At 27.6% G+C, this 18,919-nt stretch carries 15 protein-coding genes; 10 read left to right on the forward strand and 5 right to left on the reverse strand.

The features are described 5' to 3' along the window. Nucleotides 1–109: 109 nt before the first annotated feature. Nucleotides 110–730: a hydrogenase maturation peptidase HycI gene (gene hycI / locus J3E06_RS00655; RefSeq protein WP_013180387.1), complete on the forward strand. Its 621-nt coding sequence runs from the start codon at nucleotides 110–112 to the stop codon at nucleotides 728–730. Nucleotides 731–852: 122 nt separating this feature from the next. Here hycI and J3E06_RS00660 read toward each other — a convergent pair whose 3' ends face one another. Beyond that, nucleotides 853–2,382, reverse strand: a complete 1,530-nt coding sequence (locus tag J3E06_RS00660) for a B12-binding domain-containing radical SAM protein (protein WP_013180388.1) — start codon at nucleotides 2,380–2,382, stop codon at nucleotides 853–855. Nucleotides 2,383–2,816: 434 nt separating this feature from the next. Between J3E06_RS00660 and J3E06_RS00665 the strand changes: the two genes are divergently transcribed. From J3E06_RS00665 to J3E06_RS00680, 4 genes are all read left to right on the forward strand, one after another. Next, nucleotides 2,817–3,611, forward strand: a complete 795-nt coding sequence (locus tag J3E06_RS00665) for a hypothetical protein (RefSeq protein ID WP_259163803.1) — start codon at nucleotides 2,817–2,819, stop codon at nucleotides 3,609–3,611. A gap of 106 nt (nucleotides 3,612–3,717) precedes the next feature. After that, nucleotides 3,718–3,981, forward strand: coding sequence for a KEOPS complex subunit Pcc1 (locus tag J3E06_RS00670; RefSeq protein WP_013180390.1), 264 nt, complete (start codon nucleotides 3,718–3,720; stop codon nucleotides 3,979–3,981). An 84-nt stretch (nucleotides 3,982–4,065) separates the two neighbouring features. After that, nucleotides 4,066–4,638: a TIGR00267 family protein gene (locus J3E06_RS00675; protein ID WP_013180391.1), complete on the forward strand. Its 573-nt coding sequence runs from the start codon at nucleotides 4,066–4,068 to the stop codon at nucleotides 4,636–4,638. Between the two features lie 26 nt (nucleotides 4,639–4,664). Further along, nucleotides 4,665–5,150 (forward strand): DUF2115 domain-containing protein, encoded by a 486-nt coding sequence (locus J3E06_RS00680; protein WP_013180392.1) that lies wholly within the window; start codon nucleotides 4,665–4,667, stop codon nucleotides 5,148–5,150. Between the two features lie 122 nt (nucleotides 5,151–5,272). On the opposite strand, the gene J3E06_RS00685 is transcribed toward J3E06_RS00680, so the two are convergent. Further along, nucleotides 5,273–6,580: an NCS2 family permease gene (locus tag J3E06_RS00685; protein ID WP_013180393.1), complete on the reverse strand. Its 1,308-nt coding sequence runs from the start codon at nucleotides 6,578–6,580 to the stop codon at nucleotides 5,273–5,275. A gap of 344 nt (nucleotides 6,581–6,924) precedes the next feature. Next, on the reverse strand, nucleotides 6,925–7,353 hold the full coding sequence (locus J3E06_RS00690; protein WP_013180394.1) for a hypothetical protein: 429 nt from the start codon (nucleotides 7,351–7,353) through the stop codon (nucleotides 6,925–6,927). Nucleotides 7,354–7,733: 380 nt separating this feature from the next. Between J3E06_RS00690 and J3E06_RS00695 the strand changes: the two genes are divergently transcribed. The 3 genes from J3E06_RS00695 to cbiQ all read left to right on the forward strand — a co-directional run bounded on the left by J3E06_RS00695 (nucleotide 7,734) and on the right by cbiQ (nucleotide 11,899). Further along, the gene (locus J3E06_RS00695) at nucleotides 7,734–9,809 is read left to right on the forward strand and encodes a protease inhibitor I42 family protein (protein ID WP_013180395.1); all 2,076 of its coding nucleotides are present in this window, start codon (nucleotides 7,734–7,736) and stop codon (nucleotides 9,807–9,809) included. 311 nt (nucleotides 9,810–10,120) lie between these two features. Next, nucleotides 10,121–10,882 carry a precorrin-3B C(17)-methyltransferase gene (cobJ, locus tag J3E06_RS00700; RefSeq protein ID WP_013180396.1) on the forward strand — a complete coding sequence of 254 codons (762 nt, stop codon included), beginning with the start codon at nucleotides 10,121–10,123 and terminating at the stop codon, nucleotides 10,880–10,882. A gap of 237 nt (nucleotides 10,883–11,119) precedes the next feature. After that, nucleotides 11,120–11,899: a cobalt ECF transporter T component CbiQ gene (cbiQ, locus tag J3E06_RS00705; RefSeq protein ID WP_013180397.1), complete on the forward strand. Its 780-nt coding sequence runs from the start codon at nucleotides 11,120–11,122 to the stop codon at nucleotides 11,897–11,899. 98 nt (nucleotides 11,900–11,997) lie between these two features. Here the strand turns inward: cbiQ and J3E06_RS00710 are convergent, their stop codons facing one another. Further along, nucleotides 11,998–13,929 carry an OB-fold nucleic acid binding domain-containing protein gene (locus J3E06_RS00710; RefSeq protein ID WP_013180398.1) on the reverse strand — a complete coding sequence of 644 codons (1,932 nt, stop codon included), beginning with the start codon at nucleotides 13,927–13,929 and terminating at the stop codon, nucleotides 11,998–12,000. Nucleotides 13,930–14,607: 678 nt separating this feature from the next. On the opposite strand from J3E06_RS00710, the gene J3E06_RS00715 reads away from it, so the two are divergent. Both J3E06_RS00715 and tmk read left to right on the forward strand, forming a co-directional pair. After that, the gene (locus tag J3E06_RS00715; protein ID WP_013180399.1) at nucleotides 14,608–17,571 is read left to right on the forward strand and encodes a HEAT repeat domain-containing protein; all 2,964 of its coding nucleotides are present in this window, start codon (nucleotides 14,608–14,610) and stop codon (nucleotides 17,569–17,571) included. Nucleotides 17,572–17,736: 165 nt separating this feature from the next. Further along, on the forward strand, nucleotides 17,737–18,408 hold the full coding sequence (gene tmk, locus J3E06_RS00720) for a dTMP kinase (protein WP_013180400.1): 672 nt from the start codon (nucleotides 17,737–17,739) through the stop codon (nucleotides 18,406–18,408). Between the two features lie 48 nt (nucleotides 18,409–18,456). On the opposite strand, the gene J3E06_RS00725 is transcribed toward tmk, so the two are convergent. Further along, nucleotides 18,457–18,894 (reverse strand): NfeD family protein, encoded by a 438-nt coding sequence (locus tag J3E06_RS00725; RefSeq protein ID WP_013180401.1) that lies wholly within the window; start codon nucleotides 18,892–18,894, stop codon nucleotides 18,457–18,459. Nucleotides 18,895–18,919: the final 25 nt, after the last annotated feature.

Below are 18,919 nucleotides of genomic sequence, written 5' to 3' on the forward strand. Positions count from 1 at the left end.
AATCAATTTATAATATATATTATGTATTATAATAATACAAATAGATAATTAAATAGCTGATTATTAAATTTAAACAATAAGACTATATAATTTGGGCTTTGGTGCTAATATGGGTAGTGATGTAAAACATAATTTATGCAATCGTAATTATGAAGAATTAATTTCAAAGATATTTGAAAATGTTAAAAATGATAAATTATTGGTTATGGGCGTAGGAAACGATTTAAAAGGGGACGATGGTTTCGGGGTGGAAGTAGTAAGATTTTTAAGACGGTATTATACTAAAAAATTGCAATTGCAAGATAAATTTTCAAGTGATATCGATAACGAAAATATATCTGAAAACGACTATATCGAAGTATTCAACGTCAATGATAAGTTAGTACTCTTAGATTCTGGAGTAGTTCCTGAAAACTTTACCGATTTAATTAAGAATGAAAATCCTTCTAAAATAATTATTGTAGATGCTGCATTGATGCACAAAGAATTTGGAACAGTTGACCTCGTTTATGAAAATCAACTCGCAACAGTTGGTTTTTCTACTCACGCATTACCCTTGTCTATATTAATTAAGTATATTAAATCAAATATTGATACAGACGTTTCAATAGTCGGATTTGAGCCTTATAATTTGGAATTTGGCAGTACGTTGTCTAAAGAAGCAGACCTTATATTACAAGAGTTCTCAAAGCAATTAGTTTCAAAAATAGATGATTTTTTAAATTTTTAAATTGAATTTAATATTATTATTATTATTATTATTATTATTATTACTATTATTATTATTATTATTATTACTATTATTATTTTATTTTAAAAAAGTAAAAAAGAAATTTGTATTCATATTACTTATTAGTTTATTTGAATAAATTTCCAAGGCATTTCTTCTTCATCATATTCACAAAGGTATACATCCTTGTCTACTGCTTTTATAAGTTCATTAACATTATTTACAGATTTTAAAGCTTCCGAAATCTCAAAATCGCCCCTACACAATATAGTTTGTGCAATCATTGAATTAAAATTCTCATAATCCACACTTACCTTATATTTTTTAAGTTCCTTTTCAATGGTTTTTATCTTCTTTTTGCCACCTATATCAAAAGGATGGGACTCAAAAGGTGTATGAGGCTTTGGAATCATTGGATTTATACTTACATCCACTTTACGGACTTTTTCTTTAATCTCCTTTGTTAAATTGATAATATCCTCAATATCTTCTTTTGTTTCGCCCTTAAAACCTACCATATAATATAATTTTACAGTATTAATTCCAAACTTCTTGGAAATATCCACTGCATTTAAAATATCCTCTTTACTGACGTCTTTACATATCGTATCCCTCATACGCTGACTACCTGCTTCGGGGGCGATTGTAAGGGATTTTAATTGTAAAATTTCGAGTAATTCATCTGTAAGCGTATCTGCCCTAAGAGATGAAGGTGAAATTTTAACATCTTTATCTTTTATATATTGACATAATTCTAAAACGTGTTTATAATCGCTTACTGAGGGTGCTATGAGAGCTACCTTATCAGCGTCAGTCTGTTTTAACCCTTCGTCGATTAAATATTTCAAATCATCGAGTTTTCTATACCTTGGCGGGTGATATATACATTTTGCCATACAAAACTTACATCTTCGTGGGCAACCCCTGCCTATTTCAAGTAAAAAGGCTTTTCCATAAGCTCCATCTTTATGTGTTATTTGTTCAATAGGATAATCATCTAAACCTAATTTTTTGGGATAAATTCTCTTTATAGTATTTTCTTTTTTTATTTTATCAATGATTCGGGATAATTCAATATAATATTCTTCGTCTAAAATTTCGTTATCGTTGGTATTATTATTATTATTATTATTATTATTATTACTATTACTATTATTATTCTTACCATTTGTATTGGCATATAATTTTGAATGTTCAAAAAGGTCTATAATATCGGAAGAAATCAGTATGCCAGACTTTTGCTCTTTTGAATAATATTTATCTTTTAAATCATCATTGTTTAATGTAATGAGGTCGTACATTACATCACTACCTTCAATCTCCCCGATTACAAAATAATCAAAGAAATATAAGAGTGGTATCGGATTAGCAATAGCACAAGGACCTCCTGCTATAAATTTAGCATTAGGATTAGTCTTTTTTAATTCATTGATTATTCTTATTGCATTGAAATAATCATTTTCATATTGTAATGTTATTATTATTGCATCGGAATTCTTTACAATGTTGTAATTTTCTATAAAATAGACCCCCGTATGAATATTATCATATTTGCGGAGATTTTCATTTAAAACATGAGTAGCAAGGCAAGCTATACCCCCTTTAAACTTATTGGGGTAGATTATTCCGACTTTATAGTTAAAATTTTGCATATTATCCCTTTAAATTTCCATTTAGTTATGAGCGATTTGTTATATAATTTGTTATATAATATCTATTTAGGTATTAATTAGTTTAATTATTTATATAATAATTGCATAGTATAAATACTGAAAAATATAATATATTAAAAATTTCATAATTATTTGCATTAAAATGAGATATGTAATATAAGTCAAATAATTAAATAAGTTAGATAAATTAGATAAATTAGATAAGTTATGTAAGTTAAATGATTTAAATGATTTAAATGATATATATGGAAAATAAAACAAAAAATAACGTCGAAAAAAGTATTAATTTAAATAAATTATCTCCTGAACTAAAATTTGCTAAAAAAACAAAAGAATTAGAAGAATTTGGGGCAAAACCTTACAATAAGTACGCAGAATGTGAATTGTGTCTACACAATAGTGAAACACGTCCTATGTATGAATATAATGGCAAAAAACTATGTATTGAGTGCATAAATTCCTTAAGATTCCCTCGAAATTTTGAAAAAATGAGCAAAGAACTTTTTGACCATTTGAAAGCTCAAAAACAAAAAAATAATAAATATGATTGCATTTTAGGATTTTCTGGAGGCAAAGATAGCGTAGTAGCTTTATACCTCCTTATAAATGATTTAAAGATGAAACCATTATGTATAACTGTTGATAACGGATATATGGCTGAGGAATCAATGGAAAACTGTAAAAACATTGCAAAATACTTTAAAGTTGACTGGATTGTTTTAAATAGGGATTATACAAAGTTTTTCAATAAAATGATAAGTAGGGGCGAATCACCTTGTAGGATATGCTCAGACATGAATATGCACGAATTATGGCATTTTGCACGGCAAACAAACATTGATACAATAGTTACAGGTCATGAATTGCCATTTGGAACGACTGCGTTGCGAAATATGAAAAAAGATATTACTTTAGCAAGATTATTGGTAGGATATAAGTTATCTGAAAAAGAGAGATATGAAATATTAGATAAATTACCTTGGAAAAAGCCAGATTTGGCAGGTTATACCACCAATTGTTTAATATTAGGATATGCTTTGCAAGAATTTTATAAAAAGCACCATATTAGCTTTGAATATGACAGAGTTTCTGCAATGATACGATATGGGTTAATGACAAAAGAAGAAGCTCGTTCTTCATTAGTATGTCCCAAAATTCCTGAGGAAATGATTACTGAACTTAAAAAAAGGGGTTTAGATATTAAATAACCCATAATAAAAAGAAAACTACAATATATAATTATAAAAATTATAGAACCTATAAAAATTATAAAAAAGAAAATAATACAGTAAACCAAACTGATTAGATGATTCTATGACAACTATAAAGTATAAAATGGGTTTTAATTCTTCAAAAATCGTTGTAGATAGCTTGAAAATTGATGATGTAGACGAAGGATTAATTATAACCACCAAATTTGAAGAATTAAATGATAAAAATTTAACGACAATGGAAAATAATGGAAAATTAGTATTTTCAGTCCAGACTAATTCTATTGGTTCTTTAAAAAATATAATTGATGATTTTTTTGTAAATTATGAAATGGCAGAAAAAATTCAAAAAATGAATTACAAATAATTAAAGAATTTAAAGACAATGAATTTATAAAACTTATAAAAATTATAATATGATAAAAATAAAGGACAATAGAGCGGATTTATTATGAAATTTAATTTTGAATCAATCAAAATATTTTTAAAATCTTTTATTGAAGAATTTGATAAAAGATATGTGGTAAGAGGGCTTATAGATGGTTCTTTATCCACTTTGGGCGTGGTAATTGGTGCAAGTACAGGTTCTGCCTCTATTATAATAGCCGCAGGCATAGGTGGTGGTATTGCAAATGGAATTTCTAATATATTGGGTGCATTAACTGCTGAAAGGGCAATGATTGAAGAAGAACGTAGTTATAAAGAAAAAAACTTGTTAATGGAAGAAGGATATTTAAAAAAAACAAGCGAATATAAAGTTAAAGTGGAAAAAAGTGCTTACTGTGGTATTTACGATGGCATAAGTACGATAATAGGTTCGGTAATTCCTGTAATACCGTTTTTCCTGGTTAAACCTGCTGAAGCAATACTTTTAGCAATATTTTTAACGCTTATAATATTATTTATATTGGGAATATATATCGGGAAACTTTCACGTGAAAATCTAATGATTGCAGGGGCTAAAATGGTAGCCGGTGGCGTATTAGTAGCTGTTATCTCAAAACTTGTTGAAGGTTTCTTTTAATTTCTTAAATTTTTTAAGGTGAAAATTTGGACATAAAAACGTTATTAACTGATTTAAAAGACCTGAGTTTTGAAATAAGTATTTATGATTTTATAAATGCAAAATCTGAACTTGAAAAAGAGTTAAAATATTTGCCCGAGGAATATAAACAGTGCTATATCGATGACTTCTTTACATTTTTCCCAAAAATAATTAAAGAGATTAAATCATTAGACTTGAATAGTATAGAAACTTTTGAGATAAATGACGAGGACTTAAAAAAATTAATCGATAGATTGGAAGTTTTATCAAATAAAGAACGTAAATCATACAAAATATATAGAATAGTAATTCCTTACTTAGTTTTCTTTGCTAAAAAACCATTACACGCGTTAACTACAAAATTCCCAGGTAAAAAATCTATTGTATCTAAAAAAGGTGTTTATTACTGCCCCATAAAAGAAGCACAAAAAAATGATTTATCCATTTGTGAATTTTGCATATGTAAAGATATTAATGAATTGGAAAGATAAAATAGCGTTTTTGGTATTTCCTTTTTGTATTTCCTTTTTGTTTTAATCTTTTGATTTAAAAAAGTTAAAATTTAAAAATAAATTAAAATATTTTATTATTATTTTATTATTCTTTTATTTTATTATTGCCCATATATTGCAAATTTAAGTACAAATAAAAATGCCAATATGTAAACTAATGGGTGTACTTCCTTGTATTTTCCTGAAAATACTTTTAATATAGGGTATGATATGAAACCTAATGCAAGACCGTTTGCAATGCTGTATGTAAATGGAATACCCACTAATGTAATAAATGCAGGTAAAGCTTCGGTAATATCATCTAAATCAATATTTCTGATTGCCAATATCATTAAAGAACCTACAAATATTAAAGCTGGTGCTGTGGCATATCCGGGGATTGCTGAAACTAACGGATAGAAAAATACTGATAATAGGAATAATAAAGCAACGATAACTGCTGCAAATCCTGTCCTACCACCTACTCCAATACCAGAAGCTGCTTCGACGTATGATGTAACGGTTGACGTACCAAATATAGCACCTATTGAAGTACCCACGGAATCAGCCATTAAAGCTTTGTCTACTCTTGGCAATTTACCTTCTTTATCCAAATAACCTGCTTGTGCACTCAATGCGTTTAATGTACCGATTGTATCAAATAAATCTACGAATAAGAATGCGAATATAATGGAAACTAAACCCATATTTAAAGCGCCTAAAACATCCATTTGTAAAAATGTGGGCATTACGTCAGGAGGCATTGAAACAATCCCTGCAGGGAATGGAGATACACCTAATATCATACCCAAAAATGCTGTTAATAATATACCTATTAAAATAGCACCTTTAACTCTTTTAGCAGACATTACCCCAATTAATAATAAACCCACCACTGCCAAAATAACAGCAGGACTGTTCATATTACCAATACCGACCAATGTAGCAGGGTTGTCTACGATTATACCTGCGTTAATTAATCCAATGATTGTTATAAAAAGACCGATACCTACCGCAGTACCGTATTTTAAAGCATTTGGTATAGCGTGGAAAATCCAGGACCTAACTTTTGCTAATGTAAGAAGAATAAAAACAATACCAGAAATAAAAACAGCACCTAATGCGACTCTCCAATCTACGCCCATACCCATACATACTGAGTACGTAAAGTAAGCGTTGAGTCCCATTCCTGGAGCTAAAGCGAATGGATATTTTGCATAAACCCCCATTACAAATGTTGAAATTGCTGCTGCAACACATGTGGCAACCAATACTGCACCATAATCCATACCTGTTAAACTTAACATTCCAGGGTTAACTGCTATAATATAGCCCATTGTCATAAATGTGGTTATACCAGCCATAGTTTCAGTTTTATAGTTTGTACCGTACTTTTCAAATTCAAAATAATTCGCAATGCTTTTTAACATACGTTATTTCCTCCGTTTAAATATGTTTAATATAATGTAAATACATATTAAATTTTATAAGTAATCTAATATAAATATTACTAAAACTTAATTTAAATATATCATTTTATTGATTTTATCCAATATTGCAAATAAAACGATTAAAAAATGTAAAAAAGAACTTAAAAAAAGGTTAAAAATCCAAATTAAATTTATTGTGAAGAATATTTGAATATATAGTACACCATTTTAGTAATATTTATTATTGCAAATTGTTATGAAAAATAAAATAAAAAAATAATAATAATAAAATAAAATAATAATAATAAAATAAAAAAATAAAATAAAATAAAAAAAATAAAGATTTACATTAAATTTCTTAAATAATTGTAAAACGAATATTCCGGCGATATCAAATACCACGCTTTTTCATTGTCTTCATTGTACAATATTGCCATAAATTCCAAAGTTTCATTATTTATTCGATGTGTAAACATTATGAATGGTTTTTGCTCTTCTTGTATTATATGTCGAAAATCTTTCAAAAGTCCGTATAATTTACTAAAATATGAAGTATCTTCGCAATTTTCACACAATTTAGCATAACTATTGTTTGAAAGATAAACGGGTAATATTACACCCCGTCTTTTTGCATATTTCGATACATTTACAGTCCCCTTTGATAGCATTTGATTTCTCAAAGAATTTACTTCATCCAATTCTTCTTCAATCGAATTAGATACGTCTACTTTTTCAACGTTGATTTTATCATCTTTTTTGATACTTTTAGTCATATTCCCCCCAGAATATAGTTCAAATTGAACAATTGTCTAAAGTACAAGTTATAAGATTTATTCAATCAAACTTTTGATTATTAATACATTTTATTATAGTTGATTGATTTATTAATTAAACGTACGACTAATTAATTAGCTAATTAGTTAAGTAATTAATTAGTTAAGTAATTATTCTGTCAAATATATTTAATTCAATATTTTATATATAAAATTAGTATATTAATATATGTAAATAACCATTTTTATTGTTTGTCATTTTTTTATTAAATGTTATTAAAAATATTATTAACGTATTACGTCAATAATATACGGAATATTAAAAAAGATAGATACATAAATGAAAAAAATAATATTATATATTACAGGGAGGGGAAATAATGAAGTTAAAACTTTATCATATTATTGCGCTAATGTTGATATTAGCAAGTTCAGGAATCGTTTTTGCAGATTACTCAAACTATAATATTGCAAATAAAGATTTAACCACAATACAAAAAGAACTGGGTGATTACTATACTTTTAATCAAGGTATGGGTCAAGGACAGTATTGCAATTGTTTAGAGTACGATTACTCAGAAATGAATGAATTCTGTTCATATAGTAATACATCACAATATGGAAATATGAAATTAATAAATAAAGAATTAGCAAAAGATGAAGTTTATATATTAAGATTACCAGAAAATCCATCTACAGGATACACTTGGCACTATTCAACCGATACAAACGAATTAGGTTTTATAACTGACAAAGGATATCACATGTATCAAAGTTCTGAAGGACTTTTGGGCAGTGGGGGATATCACGAATATTATATTAAAAGTCAAGTACCTTCTGAACCATATGCAATGTTCTATTTGGCTAAGGTAGGTCAACAAGGACTTGAAGAACCGATTGAAAGATTAGGATACCATTTTACAATATTAGATGAAAATACACCATTATTAAAAGAAATAGGTATTTCTGAAGTCGTAAATCCAAGTTTTATGTCTAAAAATGGTATGGGGTACAAATGGATTGCTGAAATAGAAGGGGATTCCGCAAATATTGAATATGTGAATTATGATGGTAATCAAGGCTATAATAACATAGGTCCCGTAAATACCTGGTATATCAAAGGTACTAATCCAGGGATTTCAAAAGTTAGATTCACATACTGGGATGAAAACAGTTCAAAAGCACTTATGACGAGAGAATATATACTTTCAGTTAATGAAAACCCTAATAGGTATATCCCTCAAGGATATACGCAATATGTAATGCTTAATGAAAACCCTACTGCGGGATACGTGTGGCATTACAAGTACTACTGCAATGGCATTTTACAAAATTACTCACAATCACAAATGGGTATGAAAATGATAGATAAGGGATTCACCCCTTATAATATGGACCCTATGATTTTAGGTTCGCCTGGAATGAGAATATGGGAATTAAGCGGTACAGCACCTTGTTATGTCAATGCAGAATTTAAATTATATTCTCCAAATGGAAATGCTACACAATGTAGTGATTATGAATGTATGGTAATACCAGACTCCGAATATGTTGAAAAAACCATTAAAATTGGAGATACGTTTGAAATATCACTTAATGAAAACCCTACTACTGGCTACGAATGGCAATACGTTAGTGATAATAAATTAGAGTTATTAAGCGAGGAATATATGCCAAATAAAAATACATTGGGAATTGTGGGGCAAGGTGGAAGTCATACGTGGAAATTTAAAGCTGTTGAAGAAGGTATATCAACACTTAAATTTATGAATGGCAGAATTTTTGAAAATACATCTGTTAAAAATATATTTTATGAAATAAAAATAATAGGCGAAAATTACGACATAGCTCTTGAATCAGGGGATTCAAACACTATAAATATGATAGTACCTAAAGATAAAATCTTCGACGTTAAGCTTTATGATGGCGATACAGATAAAACTTGGAAATTAAATCCGTATTATATGGGGGTAAGGGTAGTAGATGAAGAATATCTCCCAGATAAAACTTCTGAGAATGGAATTCTTCCCATAAATGATACAGGCTATAATGTTTGGAGATTAAAAGCTACACGGTCTGAAAATGTACAGGTACTCTTTGAATACGTAAATAATAGCGGTTATGTATTTAAAAATATGACTTATAACTTAACCATTATGCCAAGCTACACTACATCGTATAAAGGAATCGGATTAGGGCAAGAATTTATCTTGGAATTACCTGAAAATCCTACTACGGGCTATACTTGGTACTGGCACATTGATGACGAAGAAATCATAAACTTGACTGAGGAAAAATATATCCCAAACGATATACATATTATTGGAAGTGGAGGAAATAAATTCTGGATATTTGAAGGGTTAGAAAAGGGCACTACAAACATTAAATTTGAATACAAAAGAAGTTGGGAAGATGAGCCAATTTTAGAATATTTATTGACTGTTTATGTCAATTAAATTTACCATATTCTTTTATTTTTTAATTTTAGTTTTAATTTTAGTTCTATTATTATTTTTATTATTTTTATTATTATTATTATTATTATTTTTATTATTATTATTATTATTATTATTATATTCTTTTTTAAAATAATATAATTATTACATATTAAATATGAATCATAATTTATCAACATTTTATACGTAATCGTAATAAAAAAATAATATATAATAGGAAAAGATACTAAAGTAAAATAAAAATAATAAATTCAACGTATAAATTTTAAAAGTCGATATTCATAATAATTTAGTAAAACTATGGTGCAAGTATGTTATATGTGATAGGAACAGGACCTGGAAATAATCAATTTATTACAAAAGAAGCTGACGAAATTTTAAAAAATGTAGACTCAATAGTCTGTTATAAAGGATACAAGGAATTTGTGGAGCATTATGGTAAACCAATTCATAACACGGGTATGACTAAGGAAATAGATAGGGTCAAATTTGCTTTAGAAAAAGCTAAAACTGAAAATATAGCCCTTGTTTCGAGTGGAGATGCCACGATTTATGGTATGGCGTCATTAGCTTATGAATTAAATAACGAATATAACTATGATGTAGAAGTTAAAACCGTTGCAGGTTTATCCTCTGCAAATATGTGTTCTTCAATTTTAGGGGCTCCTTTAAACCACGATTTTGCCACCATCAGTTTAAGCGATTTATTAACTCCTTTTGAAATAATAATGAAAAGAATACTCTGTGCTTTAGAAGGAGACTTCGTTATTTCATTATATAATCCGTTAAGCACTAAAAGAAAAGAACCATTTTTGCAAACTATGGATTTCATAAAATCTTATGCAAACGATAGAGAAATTAATTACATAATCGGTATTGTGAAAAATGCAGGTAGGGATACAGAAGAATTCAAAATAACCACTATTAATGAGTTAATGGATAATTTAGAGGAATTTATGGAATATATTGATATGAAAACTACTCTTATCATAGGTAATACAAACACCAAAATAATAGATAGTAAAATGATAACCCCGAGAGGTTATTTTAACAAGTATATTGATAACAAATAATTAATGACCGATTAACCATTAACTAATCTTTGAGTAAATATTTTTTAAAAGCCACATTACTTAATTAAATTAAATATCTACTTTTTTAAGTTAATTTTAACAAAATAAACTTTATTTTAAAATGATATAAGTATATAAAGGATAAAAATATAATAAAATATAAAAATAATACTTTTAAAAAAATAGTATTATTTAATTTATGATAAGACCATAAAAGCAATTTCAACGGTGGAAAAAATGCACGGGGATATATATTTAATCGAATTGGAATCCATGAAAAATAGCCCCATACATAGTATAGACCCCCGTGTGAAGCTAATAACAATAATTTTCATAATAGTTTGCAGTTCATTATTCAATAATTTAACGATGATGGCTTTATTTGAAATTTATTTAATCATAAGTCTATTATTATCAAATTTATCCCTAAAAATGACGATTTTAAGAATATTAATGATATTACCGTTTGGAATCTTTATAGTGTTATTTCAACCGTTTATACGTGGTGAAACAGTTTTATATTCGTTTTTTGGGATTAATATATTTTTAGAAGGGCTAAATTTTGGAATATTATTGTTTGCAAAGTTTTTTGTAAGTATTACCTGCATTGTACTACTATCATCAACTACACCAACTTTTAAAGTAGTGGAAGCACTTAAAAAGCTTGGACTACCTGCTTTTATGTCCATGGTACTTGGTTTAATGATTAGATATATCTACCTAATTTTTGAAAATATGCAAAAATTACTAATATCTCATAAATCACGTGGTCAAAATCGTAAAAAAGTAAGTTATATTTCGCAAATAAAAAATATTGGCAATTTAATTGGCACATTGTTTTTAAAATCATATGAACAAGGTGAACGTACTTATTTTGCTATGCTTTCCCGAGGATACGGGGAAAATTCTGATATTTGTGCTTTAAATTATAAAATAAGGATTTTTGATATACTATATGTTGTACCAGTGATTTTAATACCGTTGTTAGTATTATTTTATAATTTAAATTTATTTTAAAGATTTTTGCATATATAAATAATAAAAATAAACTAATAAACTAATAAAAATAGGAATTAAAATTTAATTAATTTTAATTAATTTTAATCAATATTCGATTAAAATTCTTTAGTTATGTCAAATTCTTGAATACCTCTTATATTCATTTCGTAATCGTCGTTTCTCATTACAACATTACCATAGAATACGTATTCATTGCCAATTGCCAAATTTAAAGCTTCGATATTCTTTTCTTTTAATTCGTCAATTGAAAGACCCGTTAATTTTGAGATGTTTGCATCGTAAACTCTGGCGTTTATAGTTCCTGTTCCGTCATCTAACACTATTGTAGCAGTTAATACTTCATTAGGTTCTACTTCTCCGCAAGTTTCACAAACACCGACTCCTGAATTACTGTCAACTACAGATAGTCTTTTTCTACAGGTTGGACACAAATTTAAGATTAAATCTTGTTTTCTGTAGTCTACCACAGTAGCTTGTAATTCAACTTTTGACTCTTCGTTGATATCTACAATGTGTTTCCTAACTGAAACTAAATTTAAATCTTTTGGGTTTATTTCAATATTTGTGTACTTATTAGTATTTATATCATAATAACCGTTGTTTTCTTTTATTTTAGCGTGTAAAACCTTTAAAGTGTCTCCTTCCGTTATTTCTAAGTTGGTATTATCGTCCCATAAGGTCATTCTAACAGTTTTATCGCCATCACTTAATTCAATAGACTTTACAAGTCCTTTTGAACCGTCATATCTGCTGAATTCTTTTGCAGGATATGAAGAATATACTTTTGCTCCGAAAGAAACATCATCGGCATCTAATTCTTTATTTTCAAATTTTTCAACTAAATCAGAAACTGAATTTAATTTAATTTCTGTTTTTGATTTTTCTATTAAATTTAATGATGATGCAAAGGTAAATGTTAAATCAACAACTTCAGAATCGGTCATCCTATTCATATATTTTTTTGTCTTACAATTTATAAGACTAATTTCATCGCCTTCGTCAATGCCATCTAATTTAACGATATTGTTTCCCCAAAATACTGCCCTAACATTACCAGTTCCATCGGAAACTTTAATTTCTTGGACTTTTGCAACTCTATCGGGAAATTCAACTTCCCGTACAATGCTCTTGTTTAAAACTTTACCCTTTACGGAAACTAATTCCTTATCGTAATGTATTAAATCCTCAATAGATATTACATTGTCAACTTCCTTAGTTTCTGAAGAATCTGCTTTTTCAGTTGTTTCGATGGTATTGATAGAAATTTCTAATCCAGAATATCCCTGTTTAACAAAACCATTTATTAAAACTTTATCAAAAGCATTGACATCCATTTTTGCTAAATCATTCCATAAAGTAGCCCTTATTGTTCCAGTTTCGTCTTCTAAGATTAAAGACTTTAAAAAGCCTGTAGAACCATCTTTTTTATTAAATTCTTTTAAAGGATATGCTAATTTTACAGTTGCTTCGATACTTGCAGGTAAATTTTCAACGAGTTCAGAAATATTATAGTTCTCTTTTATTTTTGGGTAGTTTGATTCATCAAATTCATCTAATTTTTCAATTGATAATTCAGAACCGCTGTTTAATTCCATTTTGTTATTCCAATTCCTTGCGAAAGCATTTTCAATTTTTATTACGTCTCCTTTTTTTAGACCTATAATTAAATCTGCCTTATCATTCCATAAAGTTAATCTTATAGCTCCAGAATTATCTGCAATCCTTAAAGATGCTAATTTACCGGTGGAACCATCTTTTTTATTAAATTCCTTGATGTTTGAAATCTCTATTATTCTTCCTGTGATTTCCACATCTCTTTGACCTTCCAATATATCAGAAATCTTATAGTCAAAATCTTCATCTTCTTCATATGGTATGTCAATTTTTAGCTCCTGTGCAACTAACATTAAAGCCCCTTTCTCATCGATTAAACCGGAAGCGTCATCTATTTTTTGAGATATTTTAGAATCCAGTTCTTCTTGAGACATTTTTTGTAAAATACTATTTTTTAATTTTTCGATATTCATAGATTACACCAGTGAATTTTTAAATTTCCAATATTGAATAAATATATTGAATAAATATATTGAATGAATAATATGGTAAATATGATAAAATATTTTAGTTATTATATAATTAATCTAAAAATTATTAACATATTGTCGTAGTGTATGAGATATATTTTTTAATGACAATATGCTGTTTAGATACTATTTCAAATGATAAATTGTAAACTTGTTAAAGTTATATCTATTAAAGATATTTATTATTTATTATTTATTATCAACTATCATTATGTATATTATCATAAAATATAAAAAAAGTACAATATTTAATAAATTGTGAAAATTATATATAACATAAAATAATATGTAATATTATTTTAAAAGGTAGTTGTATATCAATCACCAAATAAAAATCTTAAAAATTTAAAAATAATATATTCTTTTAAAAAATAAAACGTTCATTATCGAATATAATACATACAATTATATAATACGACTTAGAATATATTTAATATTACACTAATTATTTTCCACATATAAATTAATTTAAAGGTTAATTATATCCATACGATTATGTACAAAAATAGAATATATATCAAATATGGACAATTAATATAATAATTAAAAAAATCTGAAAATTTAAAAATATTTAAAAATTTAAGGAGATTCAATTTCACCAACAAGTAGCTGAGGGATTTTATGAATGAAAATTTAACCAAAGTGCTAAATAATTTAAAAAAGGATAGTTGGTACTCCAAATTAAACTCCATAAATACACTTGGGGGTTTAATCTTCCAAAATCATTATGATGCAAAAATATCATTATTAAGCTTGATTATGGAATTAACGTCTTCAAAAGCAGTCGTTCAAACAAGAGCACTATGGGCCATAAACAACATATTAAAACAATATCCCGAACTATCTTACTTAGCATTCCCATACATTTTAAAAATGGCAGATAGTAAAGTAGTTGCTACCAAAAACATTGCTCGAGATATGCTTACAAAACCCGGTATGAAATATACAAAGGATAGATACAATACGATATTATCAAAAGAATTGTATTCGTCAGACGTAATTGTAAGAATGAATGCAGTCACCAAAGTTTGGAAAATATTTCCTACAGACCCTAATTTATTATGTACCCTTATTCCGTCATTATTTAACGATAATATTGAATATTCAAGAGACGACAGGTTTATGCAAGGGTTAGTATCGTTGTTAGTACTGCAAAGCCATAATAAAGAAGTAATCGACCAATTTTCTGATTATATAGGGATAATAAACCTATACAAAAATTTCATTAGAGAATTTAATAGAAGTGAAGTATTATATTTACTAAACAGCAACGATTCAAAAGATATAGTTATTGGACTTACATTAATAAATACAAATCCGGAAAAGGTTAATTCCGAAATAATAAGTAAATTATTAGAATTATCAAAAAACGAAAGATGCGATATCTTTTTGAAATATAAAGCGATTATGGCATTATCATTAATTGCACAAAAATGTTCACCAGTTCGTGAAAAGATAATAAACATACTTAAAAGGTCATTAGATGAACAACCTAATAATTTATATACATTCTTAACACTTACGTGTCTCAAATATCTTGGAGAAACAATTGCAACTGAAAAATATATTAAAAGTCAAAATGAGTTAGTTAGAGCAATTGCTGCCCAAACTGCTTCATATGATAATTTAGGATTGCTAAATCTATACGACGAATCAAGTATAATAAATTGTATGTCCATAATGCACAGGTTGACTAAAAAAGACGTTCCTGAAGAGATACAACAAAAATATATTAAACAACTTTATGACCCGTGGAGCTATATCAACGTAAAAAGAAAATATATGTATATGGACCTTAAAGATGTGGAAAAAACACTTAATAAAAACCTCCATACCTGGAAAAGTGAAGATTGGGTTTCAAAAGTAATCACAATGGTTGATTTAGGGTGCAAACTACATAATAATCCTAAAGAGTACTCTGAAGAGTCGATACAAATACTTAAAGATAGTATTAATGACAGCTTTGGTATTGTAAGAACTGAGGGTATTTGGGTATTAAGAGTTGCTTTAGAATGTTTAGAGGACCCATTTGACATTTTAGAAGAAGTAAATGAATATATTCAGCCAGAAGTGTTAATAAATGATAATAATTTACTCGTTAGATTAAATTTCTTATTGCTATTGAAAAAATTTAATGAAATACTTTCAAATTATGAAGGTTGCGAAGATAGAAAAGAAGCAATTATGGCAGTATTTATAGATAGGGCTTTAAATGACGGTGCTTCCATAGTTTCTAAAACTTCAGAATATATTTTAAAATACGAGTACGGTATTGAAATAAATAAAGATGAGATAGACCTCGACTACATTATGAAATGTATCGAAAAATATCCTTATTCAACAACTCCTTTAGTTATCTACTATCTTAAAAAAGGAATTAAAACCAAAGGTGTTGAAAAATTTAAAATTGAATTTTTGAATAAAATATTTGAAAACAATAAACATTGTTTTGAAATAATTAATATATTCCATATGTTAGACATTCTTGAGTTAACTGATGAAGAAACTTTGCAATATGCAAGAAAAATGGTTGAATTATCACCTACCAAGTTCTTAGAAACTGAATCAAAAATTATTAAAAAATTATTAAATGATATAAATTGGACAACCCGTAAAAAAGGATTAGATTACATATCTAAATTATTAATGATAAATGAAGATTATGGAAATTTATTTAACGATGAACTTGTAAGTATTGCGTTATTCGATGACATTGTAGAACTTAGAAGTATTGCATCAGAATTATTAAATAAAACAGGTCATGGTAGTCCAAAAATTGATAAAAGGTATGCAATTAGCTATTTGTTTAAATCCACAAGTATGATTATAAACGGGTTGAAATTTGAAAATATAAGGGCGGTAGAAGGATTATATACTCTCTATTTAAGATGCGACAAAGTCAAAAATATGGAAGATATAATGATGATTGTAGCCAAATATAGGCGAAGTAATAAATGGTATGAAAGATTGTATGCCTATAAAATTATTCAAAAACTTGTTTCCGACTCCAAAATTGAAGAATTCCACTATGAAATAATTTCGTGGTGTACTGAAGATATGGAGGACCCCGTACCGATTATTGCAAACACTTGTAAGTCGATTTTGAGACTTGAGGACCATTTTGAATATTACAATAATAATGATGAAGAAGATTCCTTTAAAGAAAGAATAAAAAGATTAGAATTTTACTTAATGGATAGCGACTGGAACGTTAGGGTAGAAGCACTTAATTCATTACGTGAATTTATATCAGAAGGGCATTATTCGTATATTGAAGACGTAATCGGCAGATTACAAGACCCTCATTGGCGTGTTAAAACTACTGCTTTGGGCATTCTTTCAGATTTAGACTACGAATTAGTAGTTATTTCATTACCTGAAATCATAAATCTATTGCACGACCAAAGTGAAACCGTTGTATTGAAAGCGTTAATAACACTCAAAAAATTAGCGAATAAAGAACCGAGAATCCTCCCAAAAATTATGGATAGCGTAGAGGATATTGAAGCTTATTCTACTTGGAGTATCAAGGAAGAAATTACTAAATTAAAAATAATGAACTACAATTATTTAAAAAGAAATTAAATAAGATAAATTTATTAAATTGTATATTATTTATATATCTATTTCACATATCTATTTTTAAATGTACTATGTTCAATTTAATCAATTTTATAAGTCGCTTTATAATTGCACGTAAATTTTAACATAAATGTAAATGCAATTTTAATATAGTTATTTGGTGTTTATATGACTAATAAAGATAATATTAATAATAAAAATAATAATATTGATTCGAATAATAAAAACAAAAATTCAAAATTAAACAAATTTATCGTTTTTGAAGGTATTGATGGTAGTGGGAAATCCACACAAGCTAAAATGCTCGCAGATAGGATAAATGCGATATTAGATTATGAACCTACAAATTCAGAAGTGGGTAAACTAATTAGGAAAGGTCTTTCAGAAGGTTGTTTTGAAAAAGAGACTCTTGCACTACTATTTGCAGGCGATAGGGTTGAACACTGTAAGGAACTTGCTAAAAAACTTGAAAAGAACCATATTGTATGTGATAGATATGTTTATTCATCTATTGTGTATCAAAATACTCAAGGTATCGATATAGAATACATATATAACATTAACAGGTATGCCAGAGTGCCTGATATTGTAGTACTCTTAGACTTAAACCCCGAATTATCAATGCTAAGGGTCAATGATAGAACGGGCAATAATGAAATATTTGAAAAAATTGAATTTCAAAAAATAATACGTGAAAAATATCTCCAAATATTTGAAGATGAAAAAAATAAAAATAAGAAAAGTATGTTTAAACCGCCAATTTACATAAAAATAGATGCAAATAAAAGTATTTTAGAATTACATAATGAAATTTACGATTTAATTAAACAACATATTTAAAAATTTAATATTTAATATTTAATATTTAAAAAAATCATTTTTAAATTATTAATTTTCATTATTTGATTTAGAAGGTTCTACAATTAGTGAAACGCCCTCTATTTTTACAACATTTACTTTAATTCCTGCTTTTAATTCCGACCTATCGGGAGTCTTTGCTTGCCATTTTTCATTGTTTATAATTACATAGCCCGGTTTATTTTCTTCAATATTTTCTACCAAATCGCCCTCTAACCCGATTAAACGCTCTGCACCTATTTTTATATTCATTCCTGACTTATAAACGAATCTATACATTATATATATAGTTATTAATCCCGCTATAACTGCCAAAGGTAAAGCATAAGCTGGAGCAACTACTAATAATATTCCATATATAATTAAAGCTATTCCTGCGGCTGGAAAGTACAAACCCGGCGTAAAAGCTTCCATAAGTATAATTACTAAACCGATGAATATTAATATATAACCTACATCACTTTGCATAGGATTCCTCTTTTAATTCTCGTTA

Source organism: Methanococcus voltae (genome assembly GCF_024807655.1).
Lineage (GTDB): Archaea > AGJL01 > Methanococci > Methanococcales > Methanococcaceae > Methanococcus > Methanococcus voltae_D.